The sequence below is a fragment of the Pseudarthrobacter sp. NPDC080039 genome, assembly GCF_040702335.1.
Classification (GTDB): domain Bacteria; phylum Actinomycetota; class Actinomycetes; order Actinomycetales; family Micrococcaceae; genus Arthrobacter; species Arthrobacter enclensis_A.
Genome location: NZ_JBFBKY010000003.1, coordinates 345,279 through 360,245, shown reverse-complemented (window position 1 = coordinate 360,245; position 14,967 = coordinate 345,279). Strand labels below are relative to the sequence as shown.

Annotated in this window: 15 protein-coding genes; 6 read left to right on the top strand and 9 right to left on the bottom strand. The window is 66.6% G+C overall.

Annotated elements, in window-relative coordinates:
• Window positions 1–162 precede the first annotated feature (162 nt).
• Both AB0313_RS05640 and AB0313_RS05635 read right to left on the bottom strand, forming a co-directional pair.
• Window positions 163–1,491, bottom strand: a complete 1,329-nt coding sequence (locus tag AB0313_RS05640) for a DUF6596 domain-containing protein (protein WP_366304159.1) — start codon at window positions 1,489–1,491, stop codon at window positions 163–165.
• Window positions 1,467–1,802, bottom strand: a complete 336-nt coding sequence (locus AB0313_RS05635; RefSeq protein ID WP_366304157.1) for a YciI family protein — start codon at window positions 1,800–1,802, stop codon at window positions 1,467–1,469. The genes AB0313_RS05640 and AB0313_RS05635 overlap by 25 nt, the downstream gene beginning before the upstream one ends.
• Before the next feature lie 198 nt (window positions 1,803–2,000).
• Between AB0313_RS05635 and AB0313_RS05630 the strand changes: the two genes are divergently transcribed.
• Window positions 2,001–3,458, top strand: coding sequence for an FAD-dependent monooxygenase (locus AB0313_RS05630; protein ID WP_366304155.1), 1,458 nt, complete (start codon window positions 2,001–2,003; stop codon window positions 3,456–3,458).
• A gap of 46 nt (window positions 3,459–3,504) precedes the next feature.
• Here the strand turns inward: AB0313_RS05630 and AB0313_RS05625 are convergent, their stop codons facing one another.
• Together AB0313_RS05625 and AB0313_RS05620 are read right to left on the bottom strand one after the other, a co-directional pair.
• A complete protein-coding gene (locus AB0313_RS05625; RefSeq protein ID WP_141940435.1) occupies window positions 3,505–3,921 on the bottom strand; it encodes a VOC family protein in 417 nt (138 codons plus the stop codon).
• A gap of 510 nt (window positions 3,922–4,431) precedes the next feature.
• A complete protein-coding gene (locus AB0313_RS05620; protein WP_366304153.1) occupies window positions 4,432–5,169 on the bottom strand; it encodes a GAF and ANTAR domain-containing protein in 738 nt (245 codons plus the stop codon).
• 142 nt (window positions 5,170–5,311) lie between these two features.
• Between AB0313_RS05620 and AB0313_RS05615 the strand changes: the two genes are divergently transcribed.
• The gene (locus tag AB0313_RS05615) at window positions 5,312–6,517 is read left to right on the top strand and encodes an acyltransferase (protein ID WP_366304151.1); all 1,206 of its coding nucleotides are present in this window, start codon (window positions 5,312–5,314) and stop codon (window positions 6,515–6,517) included.
• A gap of 17 nt (window positions 6,518–6,534) precedes the next feature.
• Here the strand turns inward: AB0313_RS05615 and AB0313_RS05610 are convergent, their stop codons facing one another.
• The 3 genes from AB0313_RS05610 to AB0313_RS05600 form a co-directional block, all read right to left on the bottom strand.
• The gene (locus tag AB0313_RS05610; protein WP_366304149.1) at window positions 6,535–7,257 is read right to left on the bottom strand and encodes a cation transporter; all 723 of its coding nucleotides are present in this window, start codon (window positions 7,255–7,257) and stop codon (window positions 6,535–6,537) included.
• Complete coding sequence (locus AB0313_RS05605; protein WP_366304147.1) at window positions 7,254–7,580, bottom strand: metalloregulator ArsR/SmtB family transcription factor; 327 nt, start codon at window positions 7,578–7,580, stop codon at window positions 7,254–7,256. The genes AB0313_RS05610 and AB0313_RS05605 overlap by 4 nt, the downstream gene beginning before the upstream one ends.
• An 87-nt stretch (window positions 7,581–7,667) precedes the next feature.
• Window positions 7,668–9,203 (bottom strand): LCP family protein, encoded by a 1,536-nt coding sequence (locus AB0313_RS05600; protein ID WP_366304145.1) that lies wholly within the window; start codon window positions 9,201–9,203, stop codon window positions 7,668–7,670.
• A 202-nt stretch (window positions 9,204–9,405) separates the two neighbouring features.
• On the opposite strand from AB0313_RS05600, the gene ftsW reads away from it, so the two are divergent.
• Both ftsW and AB0313_RS05590 read left to right on the top strand, forming a co-directional pair.
• Window positions 9,406–10,686, top strand: coding sequence for a putative lipid II flippase FtsW (ftsW, locus tag AB0313_RS05595; protein WP_307304706.1), 1,281 nt, complete (start codon window positions 9,406–9,408; stop codon window positions 10,684–10,686).
• Window positions 10,676–11,947 (top strand): MFS transporter, encoded by a 1,272-nt coding sequence (locus AB0313_RS05590; protein WP_366304143.1) that lies wholly within the window; start codon window positions 10,676–10,678, stop codon window positions 11,945–11,947. The genes ftsW and AB0313_RS05590 overlap by 11 nt, the downstream gene beginning before the upstream one ends.
• A 467-nt stretch (window positions 11,948–12,414) precedes the next feature.
• Here the strand turns inward: AB0313_RS05590 and AB0313_RS05585 are convergent, their stop codons facing one another.
• Complete coding sequence (locus tag AB0313_RS05585) at window positions 12,415–13,188, bottom strand: ANTAR domain-containing protein (protein ID WP_366304142.1); 774 nt, start codon at window positions 13,186–13,188, stop codon at window positions 12,415–12,417.
• Between the two features lie 205 nt (window positions 13,189–13,393).
• On the opposite strand from AB0313_RS05585, the gene AB0313_RS05580 reads away from it, so the two are divergent.
• Entirely contained in the window at window positions 13,394–13,912 is a 519-nt protein-coding gene (locus AB0313_RS05580) for a MarR family transcriptional regulator (protein ID WP_141940441.1), read from the top strand.
• Window positions 13,913–13,974: 62 nt separating this feature from the next.
• Entirely contained in the window at window positions 13,975–14,415 is a 441-nt protein-coding gene (locus tag AB0313_RS05575) for a hypothetical protein (protein ID WP_366304139.1), read from the top strand.
• 174 nt (window positions 14,416–14,589) lie between these two features.
• Here the strand turns inward: AB0313_RS05575 and AB0313_RS05570 are convergent, their stop codons facing one another.
• Window positions 14,590–14,913, bottom strand: coding sequence for a hypothetical protein (locus AB0313_RS05570; RefSeq protein WP_307304691.1), 324 nt, complete (start codon window positions 14,911–14,913; stop codon window positions 14,590–14,592).
• Window positions 14,914–14,967: the final 54 nt, after the last annotated feature.

Sequence of the window (14,967 nt, the reverse complement as noted above, 5' to 3'; positions counted from 1 at the left end):
AGGTTTCGGTTTTTTCCGCCAGGGTCTTTACGCCCAGGCTGCAGGTTATTAAAGTGATAGGCGTCATAGTCCGGATGGGCGCCGGGGAGCGTCCGGGAAGGGGGAGTGCATCACCGCTGACCATTACCTGATGACAATTGACAACTACGTTGAAAGCCCCTCCTAGGAGGGGCTTTCCCCTTGTCCCGGAAGGCCCCGGCTTTCGGGCGGCTCGCTTATCCGAGACCGGAGGAATCGCCGCTCCGCTTGGTTGTCGGTGAGGATCAGAGCCTCCTCAAAAGCCAGCCGGGCCTCCGCCGCACGCCCAAGCCGCGCCAGGAAATCACCCCGGGCCGCGGCCAAGTACGGGTAACGGGCCAGTTGTGGTTCGGCACCGAGGGCATCCAGCTCTCCGAGGGCTTCCGCGGGGCCCAGCGCGAAGCCCAGGGCGATGGCCCGGTTGAGCCGGACCACGGGGGAGGGCCACGTTGCCAGGAGCAGGTCGTAGAGGCCCAGGATCTCGTGCCAGTCCGTGTCCGCCCAGGATCCACTCTCGTCATGCACCGCTGCAATAGCTGCCATGAGGGCGAAGCGGCCTGGCGGACGCGCCGCCAGTGACGCACCCAGCAGCCGCACCCCTTCCTCGATGGCCTGCCGGTCCCACATCGACCTGTCCTGGTTTTCCAGCAGGACCAGATCCCCTTGTCCGTCCAGCCGGGCGCCGGTGCGGGCCCCGGTCAGCAGGATCAGCGCCAGCAGCCCCGCCACGTCGGGGTCCTCCGGGAGGAGCGCGCGCAGCATCCGGGCCAGCTCGAGCCCGCGCCCGGCCAGGTCTCCGCGCATCAAGTCCGCTCCCGACGGAGCCGTGTGCCCCGTGGTGTAGACCAGGTACACCACCGCCAGCACCCCATCAACCCGCTCGTGCAGCTCCGACGCCCCCGGCACGCGGTACGGGATGTGCGCGGCCGCGATCTTCTTCTTTGCCCTGGTAAGACGGGCCGCCATCGTGGTCTCCGGGACGAGGAACGCCCGGGCCACCTCGGCGGTGGAGAGCCCGCACAGGAGCCGCAGCGTCAGGGCCACCTGGGCCTCGAGTGCCAGGGCCGGATGGCAGCAGGTGAAAATGAGCCGGAGGCGGTCGTCCGGGATGTCCTCTCCTTCCGGACCCGCTCCTTCCACAACGGCCTCGTCAACGCCGCGCTCTCCGGGGCTGACCAGCTTGGGCAGGGCACGCTCCGCCGTGGCTGTCCGACGTCGAACGTCCAGGGCCCGCCGTCGGGCCGTCACCGTCAGCCATGCCCCGGGGTTGGTGGGGATCCCGCTCCTGCCCCACGTGGACAACGCGCTGGCGTACGCGTCCTGCACAGCCTCCTCTGCGGCGTCGATGTCACCGGCAACCCGTACCGTCGCCGCCAGCACGAACGCCCACTCCCGGCGGTGCGCATCCGCAACCGCGGCAGCAACTTCTGTCCTGGCGGCCCCCGGCATCAGCTGGCCACCCGCACCGGCCATACTTCGACTCCGACGCCGGCGGGAACCTCCTTGGCGATCTCAAGGGCCTCGTCAAGGTCGGCTGCTTCGATCAGGTAGTAGCCGCCCAAGGTCTCCTTTGACTCCGCGAAGGGTCCGTCCGTCACCGCGAATCCGCCGGACCCATCACGCCGGATTGACGTCGCCGTGGAGGACGGGTGCAAGGCGGCTCCGCCGATCAGGCAAGAGCCGCGCCGCCGCTGGAACTCCTGGTAGCTGGCGCTGATGGATTCCCCTTCGGCCTGCCGGGCCACCGCCTCGTCCTGGTAGATCAGGATCAGGTACTTGGACATGTCATGCTCCCTTCTGTCGTGGTCACGGGCTCCTCATTGGAGAAGCTCCTACCCATACGACGCACACGGGAAGCGGAAATCGACACCTGCCACAAAATCTCCTCGCATTTTCAAGATACCGCGCAGCGGGGGCCTTGCCGCAAGGCCCCCGGGCTGCCCCATACTGGCGGTCCACAACAAAGGAACGGCGGGGACAACATGCGCGATGTAGTGATCGTGGGCTGCGGACCGACGGGACTGATGCTGGCCGGGGAACTGCGGCTGGCTGGTGTGGACGCGCTGGTCCTGGAGCGGCGCCGGTCCCAGGAGCTGGCCGGCTCCCGGGGCGGCGGAATCCATTCGCGCACCATCGAGCTGCTGGACCAGCGCGGCATTGCGGACCGGTTCCTGGCCGAGGGCAGGACAATCCAGACGGCGACCTTCGGCGGCACCCAGCTGGACCTGGCCGGCCTGCCCACGCGCCACCCCTATACGCTGGCGCTCTTCCAAAACCACATCGAGCGGCTGCTGCTGGAGTGGGTCCAGGAGCTGGGGGTGAAAATTTGGCGTGGTGTGGAGGTCACGGAAGTTTCAGTGGACGACGCCGGCGTGGAGGTCCGGCTCGCAGGTGGCGGGACGGTGCGGGCCAGGTACGTTGTGGGCGCCGACGGCGGCCACAGCGTGGTGCGGCGCTCGGCAGGAGTTGCGATGGCGGGCCCGGGCGCTACCCGCAGCACCCTCATTGCGGAGGTCAGGGTGGCGGGGGAGCCGGTCCAGCAGGGGAAGGTGGACAGCCGGGGGATCCACGGGCTCTATCCGATGGGTGACGGGTTGGTCCGGGTGGTGGTCACGGAGGCCTCGCTTGGGCCGGCGTCCGGACCCACCTTGGCGGACTTGAAGCAGGCGTTGACCGATGTGTTCGGAACGGACTTCGGCGTGCACAGCCCTGTCTGGCTCTCGCGGTTCACGGATGCCACCAGGCAGGCCGAGTCCTATCGGAAAGGCAGGGTGCTGCTGGCCGGCGACGCCGCGCATGTCCACTCACCCACCGGCGGCCTTGGCATCGGGCTCGGACTGCAGGACGCCGTCAATCTCGGCTGGAAGCTGGGGCAGGTGGTGCGGGGGAGCTCCGGCGAGGAACTGCTGGACACCTACCACGCGGAGCGCCACCCGGCAGGGGCGCGGGCCCTCAAATACACCATGGCGCAGTCCCTCTTCCAGAAGTCGGACCCGCGGCAGGAAGCATTGCGTGATCTGCTCGACGAGGTGCTCGGCGTTGATGCTGCCGGCACGCCCATCGCCGCACTCATCGCGGGGCTGGACGTGGCCTACCACCCGGGAGCGGGCCATCCGCTGCTCGGCCGGCGCATGCCGGACCTGGACATCACCTCTGATGATGGCCCGGTGCGGGTGTACGCGCTGCTGCACCAGGCCCGGCCGGTGCTGCTGGATTTCGGTGGCCCGGCCCTGGAAGCCGGCCGCGCAGGAAACGCGCTGTACGTGCCGGCAGCGTACGACGGCGAATGGCAGCTTCCGGTATTGGGTTCGGTGGTGCCGCCCACGGCGGTCCTGGTGCGGCCCGACGGCTACGTCGCGTGGGTGGGTGGAGGCACTGCGGACGGCCTTGCCAACGCACTCAAATCATGGTGTGGCGACGTGCCGCCGCGAATCACCTAAACGCCGACGTCCGGCGGACGTGCCGCTGCGGACAGCTGCTGCCGCGCTACTGCTTCGGGCCTGCGATGTTGACGAGCCAGGGAATGCCGAACTTGTCGGTGCACATGCCAAAGGCATCGCCCCAGATGGCCTTTTCCAGGGGCATGGTGACCGTGCCGCCGTCGGACAGCTTCTCCCAGTACCCCCGCAGTTCGGCTTCGTCGTCGCCGCTGAGGGAAACGCTGAAAGTGTTCCCCGGGGTGTAGTCCATGCGCGCCGGCGTGTCTGAGCCCATCAGGGTGAGCCCCGACGGGCTGTCGAGCTGGGCGTGCATGACCAGGTTGTCTTCGGAGGGATCCTGGCTTGCGTGGAAATCGGCGAAGGTGCTGACGTTCAGCTCGCCGCCAAAGACGTCCTTGTAGAACTCCATCGCCTCCCGGGCGTTGTTGCGGAAACTCAGGTAGGGGTTGAGACGCGTGGCCATGGGGGCTCCTTTATTAACGGACGTCGGTGTCGGCACCGGCCATGCTAGCAGCGCGATGCGCGGACATAGAAGGGGGGCGGCAGTGGAAAGGGGGAGCGCACTAACCCGCTGTTGCGCTCACCGTATGGTCCCGGATCGGGGCGGCCGCGATCTCCCGGAACGCATTGATACCGCCAGGGCGCCGGTGCTGCTCGCTACAGATCCATTAATTGGGGGAAATTGAGCAAAAATTGGGTATTTAGTCCCTACACCGGAGTGGCAGACCATTGTTAGGCTGGCTGAAGGTCAGGCAGGTGGCCCGATTTTTGCCATCGGAGGAATGCCCTTGACCGTCCTGTCCCCACCCCAACTTTCCTTTGGCGCGCCGCCGCCCTTTTAGCCGGCGCGGGTGTGGCCCAGGGAAACCATATTTCGGGGGTGGGCCACATCCGCGCCTTATACTCCGGGGGCCATCAGCGTCGCTGGCTCCCGGGCCCGTCTTTATCAGTGCGGCCGTCCAGCGCAACCGTGTCAGTCGTCGAAGTGGGCCGTCGCGTCTGCCGGGCCTGAAAACCGGTTGACCAATGCTTGGGCAAGCTCGTTGAGCTTCTGGTTGCGGGTGTTGGAGGCGCTGCGCAGCAGGTCGAAGGCCGCGTCCTTGCTGCATTTGTTCTGGGCCATGATGATGCCGCAGGCCAGGTCAATGACCGTCCTGGTGTCCATTGCCGCTTTCAGGTTCTCGGCGCGCTGGTCTGCGGAGGCGATCCGGATGGCAAGGCGCAGCGCTTTGGCCGCCATGTCGGCAAACCTTACTCCGCTGGCCACCGCCTGCTCATCGAACAGTCCTCCGGCGGGGGCGAAAAAATCCAGGACCGCACCAGACTCACTGTCCAGTGCCATGGGGATGCCAAGGGCGCTGGCGACGCCGGCGGTGGCCAGTGCGCTGCGGTACTCTGGCCAGCGCCCGTCTGATGACACATCGCCCATGAGGACGGGGACGCCGGTTTGCAGGGCTTCCACGCAGGGGCCATCACCCAGCGTCTGCTCGATCCGGTCAAGTACCACGGCCCTGCCGCTGCTGCCTCCGATAGTGGCGGTGTGCTTGCGCCGGTGCAGCGTTATGGCGCATTCAATCTCTACACCGATGCTGCCGGTCATTGTGGCTGCTGCATAGTCCGTAATGCCGTCCAGCACAGATTTGATGTCCTCCGTGCGGGCGATCAGGTCGACAATGCCTTCAAAATCGTCCGTGATCTGTGGTTCCGGCATGTCTTCAATCTAGGAGCGCCGGGCACCTCCCACAAGCCGCAGTTCTGTGCGCACACCCATGCTTCTCCCAGCCGGGACACAGCCCGGTTATGGAAACGTTATATATGCTTGCTTAGTGGTTTTGAGGTCAAGCAGTGGAACTTTGTCAGCAGCGGACGGCGAGGCCGTGCCCGGAGCAGGACTCATCGCGGGGCGGAAGCACGCCCTGGACGGGCTTCGCACCATCGCCGTGGCAGGCGTCTTCTTCTTTCACACGGCTACCGAGTCGATGCCCGGTGGCTCCATCGGCGTCGACGTCTTCTTCACGCTGAGCGGTTTCGTCATCACCCTGTTGATCATGAAGGAATGGATGGCCACTGGCCGGCTCCGCCTGGGCATCTTCTATGCCAGGCGCTTGGCGCGCCTTTGGCCCGCGCTGCTGGCACTCTGCGCGGTGATCGTGGGCGTCGGCCTCGTGTTCCCGGCCTCAGGCTGGGGCGGCCAAACGGGGTTCGTCCTTCCGGCCGCCGGCTACGTGATGAACCTGGCGCACTTCGGCGCATTCGGCCAGTCCATCGCCGGCGAAACCCTCGGCCCCACCTGGACGCTCGCCGTGGAGGAACAGTTCTACCTCGTATGGCCGCTGCTCCTGCTGGCGATGCTCCGATTCTGGAGGGTCCGCACCGCAGCGGTGGCTACCGCAGCCGTGGCCGCCGCTTTCGTGCTGAACCGGTTCCTGCTGGTCAATGCCGGCCAGCCGCTGGCCCGGATTTACAACGGACCGGACACCAGGGCCGACGAACTGCTGGCCGGCTGCACGCTCGCCCTGCTGTTCACCGCAGTCCGGAAGGGCTCCCGAGTCCACAACGCCCTGGCGTCCGCCGCCCGCTGGGCCGCCCCGGTTGCCGGCGCCGCCCTGGTTGCAGCATTGTTCCTGCTCAAGGAACCGGACGCCCCGGGTGCCTGGTTCAACACTTTCTGGAGCGTTGGTCCCACGGTGCTGGCCGTGCTGGCCGCCGTGCTGATCGGATCCCTGGTCCTGCAACCTGCCGGGTTCTTCTCGCGGTTCCTCAGCCACCCCTGGCTGTCCCGTCCTGGCCGGGACTTGTCCTACGGCATGTATCTGTGGCACCTGCCTGTCTACCTGCTGCTGATGCGGCTGATTCCGTCCCTGCCCCTTCGCATCGCCCTGACTGCAGCGCTTACCGTGCTGCTGGCCTACGCGTCCTTCCGCTTTGTGGAGCGGCCGCTCCGGCGCTGGGCGAACAAAAGGCTGGATCCCGCCGTCGTGCCTTCCCCGCCTGCAGGCACCGGCCCGGCCAAACCGGCAATGCCGGAACGTGAGCCGGAGGGACAACTGGCCCGCTGACAAAAGGAGTTTGTCCGTCAGCTCTCCCTGATCCCGGGAATGCCGAGCACGCTCCGGGACGCTGTCGCTGAGTATCCCGGGCAGCACGCGGCAACCTCCGGTTCGCTGCCGGCGGCGCCTGGAACACCGCAGCAGGCCTCGCCGTGCCACGCGTTGATGCCCTCGCGGACGGCGATGGCCGCAATCACCAGGGCCGCTCCGGCATCTGCCCACCACCAACCCAGTGTGCTGTTCAGGACCAGTCCCACCAGCAGTACGGCGGACAGATAGGTGCACAGCAGGGTCTGCTTCGAGTCCGCCACCGCAGATCTGGATCCCATTTCGCGGCCGGCCCGGCGCTGGGCCCAGGACAGGACGGGCATGACGGCCAGGCTCAGTGCTGCGATGGCGATGCCGGGCGCCGAGTGCTGCGCTTCACCGCCGCCGGCCAGGGAACGGATGGAGTCCGCGGCGACGAAGGCCGCCAGGGCGAAGAACGACACGGCGATGATCCGGAGCGTCAGATGCTCTCGCCGCTGGGGATCCTTGGCCGAAAACTGCCAGGAGAGGGCCATTGCGGAGGCCACCTCTATTACCGAGTCCAGACCAAACCCGATCAGCGCTGAGGAATCCGCGGTGCCTCCCGCCCACAACGCCACCACCGCCTCGACGATGTTGTAGCTGATGGTGGCTGCCGCAAAAATCCTGATCCGCCGCGTCAGTATTCGCCGCCGCGTGGCAGATACATTCATGGCGCTCATGCCAGGCACTCTCCGTTGGGGGCGCAACAGGCGGGGTCCACGGCAAGGACAACGGTGATTAGGTCCTTTATGGCATGGCCGATCCCGGCATCCGCGAGTTCGTACCGGGTGCGGCGCCCGTCCGGAACGGCAACCACCAATCCGCAGCCCCGCAGGCACGTGAGGTGGTTGGACATGCTCTGCCGGGAGACACCCACGCTGTCCGCAAGATCAGAGGGATAGGACGCGCCCTCCGCCAGCGCCAGGAGCACGCGGGCGCGGGTGGGATCCGAGACGGCGTGGCCGAAGCGGGCCAGTACCGGGGCATGGGTGAGGGTTTGCATGGATCGAAAGTACAGCGGATGCTGTATTCACGCAAACGTGGATTGCGGGGTCTGGGGCCCCGCAATCCACGTTCCGCGAACGGTCTTCTATCCCATCGGGTTGGTGGACTCGCAGGTCTGGTCGCTGCCGGTCTGCGCCACCACGCCGCCGGAGGAATCCGCGGGCGACGGCGGAGCGGCGGGTTTGGTGCCCGTGGCAAAGTCCGTGCCGGCGTACAGTTGCACGCCCTGGATGTTCGCCACCTTCTGGACACTGCTGGCCGGCAGGCCGAACAGCGAGGCCACATCCGCGGCGACATCTTCGAACCCGGCGGAGTAGTAGACCATGGTCTGGCCCTGCGTCTGGGCCGGCAGCTTGGTCAGCTTGGTGAATCCAGCCCCGGAGAGCATCCCGGCGATCGCGTTGCTGCGGCCCGATATGCCTGTGCCGTTGGCAATGGAAACCGGCTGCAGGGCCTTGTCATAGGCAGGCGCCGCGGGTGTTGCGGGCGTGCTGGCGGGGGCCTCCGGGGCGGGCTGGCTCAGGTCCGGGCTGTTGCGCAGCGCCTTGAAGAAGTTGGACGCCGCCGGTTCATCCAAGGCAAGCCGGTTGGGGTCCTGCGGCGCCGGCACCGTGGGTACGGTGATGAAGTTGACGCTGGCGGGATCGATGTTCTTCAGCCGGTTGGAGATGGTCAGCAGCGAGGGAACCGAGGACAGTCCCGGATCCACCGTCAGGTTCTTGGTGACAACATCGGCGATGGTCAGGACCTTCTCCGGGTTGCCCAGCGTGCCCTCGGACTTCAGTTTGCGGGTGAGTGAGGCGAGGAAGCCCTGTTGGGCCTTGATCCGGCCCAGGTCCCCGCCGTTGGTGAAGGCGTGCCGGGTGCGCAGGAAGGCCAGGGCCTGTTCCCCCTGCACCTGCGAGGTGCCGGCGGGCAGGTGCAGCCCGGAATCGGGATCGTCCACCGCGGAGCTGACGCACACGTCCACGCCTCCCACGGCGTTGGACAGCTCCTTGACGGCGTTGAAGTCCGCCATCATGAAGTGGTCCACTTCCAGCCCTGTGAGCTTGTTAACGGTGTCCACGGCGCAGCCGATCCCGGCCTGCTTCATGGCGCTGTTGATCATGGCATCCTGCTGTTCCGGGTACTTCTGTCCGGTTTTGGAGTCCGTGCACGCAGGGACGTCCACCAGCAGGTCGCGGGGAAAGCTGACCACGTTGACGTGCTTGTTGTCGGCTGAGATGTCCAGCAGCATCATCACGTCCGACTGCCCGTAGCCGGAGGAGTCATCGGGCGAACCGTACTGGCTGTTGTTGCCGCTGCGGGTGTCCGAGCCCAGGACCAGGATCTGCAGACGGTCCGTGCTGTCATTGACGGCCCCTTCGGTCCGCTGTCCGCCTGCCGAGAGCTGGGAGGTGCTGATGTTGGACTGCAGCCGCCACACCCAGTAGCCGCCGAACGCCAGCACGCCCAGAAGCAGCACGGACACCACCCCGGTGATGACCTTGACCCACCGCGGGGCACGGCGGGAAGGCCGGAGGTGGCGCGAACTGGCGGCGTACAGCTGGCCTTGGCCCGGGTAGGCTAAGGGGCTGGAGCCTTCCTGTTCCGGGCTTGGGGATTTTCTGGAACCGAACACGACAAGATGACCTTCGGGAGGGGACAGGTTTCCGATACCCTACATGCCGAAGCTGGCAATTTCCCTAGAACTGGTGGCGCGGCGCGTGTGCCTGCGCCCTATGCCCCGGCGGAGGCGTACTGTGTTTTCTCGGCGGTACCCGCCCCCGGTGACGGACCCGACCATGCGGGAAGCCCGGGTGTGCAGGCTGAGGAACGGACGGATGAACACAGGACACAAGCAGCGCGCGGGCGGACGTCCTGCCCGGCGCGGGCTGGGCAAGCTGGCGGTGTGGCTGGAAGATGATTCGCCCGGACGCCTCCGGCCGCTGATCCTCGCCGTGGTCCTCACGCTCTCGGCGATCGGACTCGTTGAGGTGGCCTCGGCGTCGTCAGTGGAATCCGTGGCGGCCGGAAACAATCCGTACGATCTTCCCCTGAAGCAGGCCATGTGGACCGTGGCCGGCGTGGTGATCATGCTGGTGCTGGCACGGATGCCGGTCCCCCGCATCCGGAAACTGGGCTGGCCGCTGCTGATCGCCTCCCTGGTTGCCCTGGTGCTGGTGTTCACGCCCCTGGGCATGTCAGTGAACGGAAACCGGAACTGGTTGAGCGTGGGTGGGTTCACCGCGCAGCCGTCCGAGTTCGCCAAACTCTCGCTGATTGTCTGGGCTGCCGCAATCCTGGACCGCAAGCAGGCGCTGCTGGGCCAGTGGAAGCACGCCGTCATTCCGCTGGGGCCCGCCGGCGGGCTGATCATGTTCATCGTGGCGCTGGGGCATGACCTGGGCACCACCATGATCATCATGATGATTCTTGCCGCCACCATGTTCTACGGCGGAGTGCGCATGAAGGTGTTCTCTGTTGCGGGCCTGATCTGCGCGGTAGCGGCCCTGGCGCTCGCGGCCACCAGTGGAAACAGAATGGGGCGCATCTCATCCTGGCTGGGCATGGGGTCCGACGAGGACGCGCAGGGCATGGGCTACCAGGCGCAGCACGGTGCGTATGCGCTCGCCTCCGGCGGTTGGTTCGGCGTGGGCCTGGGACAAAGCCGGCAGAAGTGGAACTGGATCCCCGAAGCCCACAACGACTTCATCTTCTCCATCCTCGGGGAGGAGCTTGGCCTGGCCGGCACACTGCTGGTGCTGGGCCTGTTCGCCACCCTGGCCGTTGCGGTGTTCAAGACCATCGCCCGGACCACTGACACATTCTCCCGGATTGTCGCCTGCAGTGTGATCACCTGGATCCTTGGACAGGCGGTGGTCAACATCGCCATGGTGAGCGGGCTGCTTCCGGTCATCGGCGTGCCACTGCCGTTCATCTCTTACGGCGGCTCGGCCATGGTGTCCTCGCTCGCCGGAATTGGGGTGATCCTGGCGGTCACCCGCCCTGAAGGCGATGTTCCGCACCCTCCCCGTTCCCGTGCCTTCCGCCGTCGCCGCAACCTGCCGGGCCCGGCCGTCCCCAGCTCCGCCCCGAAGCAGGCCCGGGAGCATGCGCACTAGCGGCAGCGCCGGCGGGACGATTCCCGGGGCGCCCCTGACCGCCATACGCTTCATCCTGGTTTTCGGGATTGTCAGTGCGCTCATGGACATGGTGTACGAAGGCGCCCGGAGCGTCACCGGACCCTACCTTGGTGCCCTGGGGGCGTCTGCGCTGCTGATCAGCGTGGTCACCGGTGCCGGCGAAGCGGTTGCACTGGTTCTCCGGCTGGTGTTCGGGCGGCTGGCCGACCGTCCGGGGCTGCGCTGGGCGCTGGCCATCAGCGGCTATGCGCTGACCGCCATTTCCGTCCCCTTGCTGGGAATTTCCGACGCGCTGTGGATTGCCTGCCTCCTGGTCCTCGCCGAGCGGCTGGGCAAGGCGGTGCGAAGCCCGGCGAAGGACACCATGCTCGCGGAGGCCGGTTCGGCGCTGGGTCAGGGAAAGGCGTTCGCCCTGCATGAGGCGCTCGACCAGGTGGGCGCCTTGGTGGGGCCGCTGCTCGTGGGGGTTGCCTTGGCGCTCTCGGGCAGCTATGGGCCCGGATTCCTGCTGCTGGCCGTTCCCGGGATTGCAGCCATGCTCATTCTGTTCTGGCTTCGCCGCAGGGTCCCTGATCCTGCTGTGTATGAGGCCCCCACCGTGCAGCCCGCCGCCGTATCCCCGGGCCCGCAGCCGGCAACGCCCGGCGTCGATCCTGCCCAGGCCGTGCCCGGGGACGTTCCTCCCATGCCGCGCCAGTACTGGGTCTACGCCGCGTTCAGCAGCCTGACCATGTTCGGCTACGCAACGTTCGGGCTGCTCTCGTTCCATTTGGTGGCCGCCGGGCTCCTCCCGCCGGCGCTTGTCCCGGTCCTCTACGCCGGTGCCATGGGCGTGGACGCGGTGGCAGCACTGGTATCCGGTTGGCTTTTCGACCGCATCGGGCTGAAGGTCCTGCTGGCGCTGCCGGTGCTGGCCGCAGCTGTCCCGTGGCTGGGCTTCAGCAACAACACCGCGGCTGCCGTCGTGGGGGTGCTGGTGTGGGGAGCGGCCATGGGGGTGCAGGAAAGCACTATGCGGGCCGGTGTGGCGGGCCTGGCCCCCGCGGTCCGGCGGGGGAGTGCCTATGGCATGTTCACGGCCTGCTACGGGCTCGCCTGGCTGGCCGGAAGCTTCGTCATCGGCCTGCTCTACGAGCGCTCAATTCCTGCCTTGGCCATCACCATCACGCTCATCCAGGCAGCCGCACTGGGCGTCTTCGCCGTGCTCCGTCTGCACGCTCCGTCCAACGAAACTGCCTAGGCAACAGCCGCCGCGGTCTCCGGGCACTCGGCGCAGTGGACGTGGGCAACCAGGGAACCGGCGTCGTCCTTTTGGAAGTGGGTGACGTGATTGGTGGTCCTGCCGCAGGTGGGGCAGAAACTCTGGCTTTGTTTAGTCCACATGCATGAATAATACGGAACGCCATGGCAAAGGAAAGGTCACGGTGGCCAAGTATGTGGATCCCCGCATTCTTCCTTTACCGGATCTTGACCGAACCTGCTGGCGATCCTTCAGGCAACACTGAGTTTCGCCGCGTAGCTTGGGCTCATCGGCAGGACGGAAGGAGCGCAGGACAATGACCATTACCGACTACTTCATGGCTCTCGGCGGCATGCTGGCTTCACTTGGGTGTGCAGGGCTGGTGGCGGCCGGCCTTATCCGGGCACGGGCGCGCCACTAAGGCATCACGCCGCCGCAGCGGGCGTCTGAGGCGTCCCGCGTCTGTATCAGGCAATTGCCGGGGGCTCGAACCGGGTTCCGGGCGCGCCGCTGGGCATCGCCTTGAGGATACTGTCCGCCACACTGCGGACCTTGAGATTGCGGTTCCTGGAGGTACCTGCGAGCTTGCCGAATGCCTCGGCATAGGAGCAGCGGTTCTGCGCCATGAGCACTCCGCAGGCAACGTCAATGCTGGTCCTGCTTTCCAGTACCTGTTTGAGGTTGTCCCCGGCACGGATAACGCCATGTACGTCAAGGGCCAGTTTCAGGCTTTGTGAGGCGACTCCGGCGAACCAGGATGCCTCATGGACCACCCTGGCGTTGAAGCCGAAGTTTGGCGGGCCCAGGAATATGACGGCGCCGGCGGAGCCCGCCTGGAGTTCCAGGGGAACGGCGAGTGCTGAGCCGAAGCCTCTTTCCAACAGCCGCCTGCGGTACGCCTGCCAGCGTGAACCGCCCACATTGACCACTGCGGGCGCAGCCAGTGCCGAGCCGAGTGCCGCCGGTCCGTCCGCCTGCTCATCTTCGGCCGCGGCAACGCTTGCCGCCTCCGGAGTGCTTCCGGCGATGGAAGGACAGCATCGCTGCCGGTGCAGCACCGCGGCGCACTCGACGGGCGCACCGGCCGTGGTACTGATCCAGCGGGCGGCGCCGTCGGCGAGCTTTTGCAGCGATCCCGCCTCCCCGTCGGCCCCTGTCACCAGGTCCAGCAGGAATCCCTGCCGCTCGGGCCCCTTGTTGTTTGCCGGGCCAACCGCCACCCTGCACCCCCGTCCGGTCATACCCCGTCAGCCTCCTGCCGCGGGTTTCCTAGAAACTTATTGGCGACCGGGTGGTGGCGGCACGAGTAGCAGGTACTCTACTTTTCCCCGGGCCCTGCGTGAGTGCCTGTGCGGCCTTTTCAACGTGGTGAAGGTGGGATCCGTCCAAGTGGGCTACCATTGGTTTGTTAGACAGCCAAGCAAGTAGGATATCGAAGGAATTCGCATGAACCCGCACGGTGCAAGCGAAGGCCACAGCTACCCACCTGTGGAAGGCGGACAGCCCGGACCCGTTGACATCATCAACGCCCTCCGGGAGTTCCGGACCTCAGAAAGCGCCATGCGCCGGCGCACGCGCTCCTCCGTTGCGATGGGGGAGACCGACCTCCTGGCGCTGCGCTACCTCATTGACGCAGATGCTGCCGGCGCAGGAATCCGTCCCACCGAGCTCGCGGGCCGCCTCGGCGTGACGTCAGCGTCAATGACCAGTTTGGTGGACAGGCTGGTTGCCGGCGGCCATGTCACTCGTGAGCCCCACCCTTCGGACCGTCGGGCCGTCATCCTCCGTCCTACTCCCGGTGCGGAGGAGGAGGTCCGGCACAACCTCAACCAGATGCACCAGCGAATGCTGGAGGCAGCCGAGTCGCTGACCCCGGACGAGGTTCAAGCGGTGATGAACTTCCTGATGCGCATGCGGGAAGCGGTGGAGGCTGTCAATGCCGCGTCCGCTGCCGTCCGCAGGTAGACAAGGGCGTAATCCTAGTTAGACTAGCTACATTGTTAGTTAACTATCGGATGGCGGCTCGCATGACTGCAGTACTTGAACCCCAGGCACCGGGAGAGTCGCTCCCCGTCCCGGGACATGATGAAGTTCCGCGCCATGCATCAGCGCCCATGGTGCTCGAGGACCCGGCTGCTCCCTTCCACTGCGGCGCGGCGATGACGGCCGCCCCGGTTGCCATAGCCGAACTGGGATGGGCGCCGCTGGAGCTGGGCGCAGCCGAATGGACCTGCCCGTGCGGCCACAGGGTGGACGGGGGGACAGACGGTGAGCCCCTCGAAGCCGTCCGCCTGGCCTCGGCCCGGCTGGAGAGCCTTCAATGGGAGCTTGACGCAGCGCAGGAACGGTTCGAGAACGCTGTCCGGAGCGCCTCCCGCGCAGGCGTGGGGCAGGAGGCTCTGGGCAGGGCGGCCGGCCTCAGCGCACTGGAGCTCCGGGAATTCCTGGCCGGCGGCCCGCTGGCCTAAATGTGGTTGCAGCCCCGGGCCGGGAGGGCTGGGGCTGCATAGTCCGCGTGTCCCCGAAGTGCAGCCATCCGTCTGTTCAGATGCAGCTGCACTCCGGGTCGTCTGGAGTGGATAAGGAAAGAGTGGACGGCCGGTTCTGGCCCGAAAGGTGGGCGCCGCGAGCGGCCGGGACTGCTAGGCGGCCAGGCGGCCTGCGGAGGGACGTGGATGTCGGCGCCCGGCCAGCACGCTGATGGTGCAGGGCACCTGCGCCGGATCGATTTTGGCGGGCAGGTGCCTTGTTTCCGAGGCGGTGCGGAGCATGTCCAGCGCCTCCTGGTCCACCAGGGCGCTGGAGACATCCAGTTCCAGGTCCAGTCCTCCCTTGAGGGATTTGGCACGCTTAGCGACGACATAGAGGGCGTTGACGCTGTGGATGGTGATATGCCCCTTTGCAATCACCTGGGCCTTGCTGTGGTCCAGATCAACCCGGACCACGATGTTTAGCTTTGAGTTCAAGTTGTAAAGCCTTCCCCGGCATTGGCTGCGACGCTGCAGCTTCTTGCATGGCCT

Coding starts and splice junctions, on each gene's coding strand:
- AB0313_RS05640 (WP_366304159.1), bottom strand. CDS start 1,491: ATGGCCGGTGCGGGTGGCCAGCTGATGCCGGGGGCCGCCAGGACAGAA.
- AB0313_RS05635 (WP_366304157.1), bottom strand. CDS start 1,802: ATGTCCAAGTACCTGATCCTGATCTACCAGGACGAGGCGGTGGCCCGG.
- AB0313_RS05630 (WP_366304155.1), top strand. CDS start 2,001: ATGCGCGATGTAGTGATCGTGGGCTGCGGACCGACGGGACTGATGCTG.
- AB0313_RS05625 (WP_141940435.1), bottom strand. CDS start 3,921: ATGGCCACGCGTCTCAACCCCTACCTGAGTTTCCGCAACAACGCCCGG.
- AB0313_RS05620 (WP_366304153.1), bottom strand. CDS start 5,169: ATGCCGGAACCACAGATCACGGACGATTTTGAAGGCATTGTCGACCTG.
- AB0313_RS05610 (WP_366304149.1), bottom strand. CDS start 7,257: ATGAGCGCCATGAATGTATCTGCCACGCGGCGGCGAATACTGACGCGG.
- AB0313_RS05605 (WP_366304147.1), bottom strand. CDS start 7,580: ATGCAAACCCTCACCCATGCCCCGGTACTGGCCCGCTTCGGCCACGCC.
- ftsW (WP_307304706.1), top strand. CDS start 9,406: ATGAACACAGGACACAAGCAGCGCGCGGGCGGACGTCCTGCCCGGCGC.
- AB0313_RS05590 (WP_366304143.1), top strand. CDS start 10,676: ATGCGCACTAGCGGCAGCGCCGGCGGGACGATTCCCGGGGCGCCCCTG.
- AB0313_RS05585 (WP_366304142.1), bottom strand. CDS start 13,188: ATGACCGGACGGGGGTGCAGGGTGGCGGTTGGCCCGGCAAACAACAAG.
- AB0313_RS05580 (WP_141940441.1), top strand. CDS start 13,394: ATGAACCCGCACGGTGCAAGCGAAGGCCACAGCTACCCACCTGTGGAA.
- AB0313_RS05575 (WP_366304139.1), top strand. CDS start 13,975: ATGACTGCAGTACTTGAACCCCAGGCACCGGGAGAGTCGCTCCCCGTC.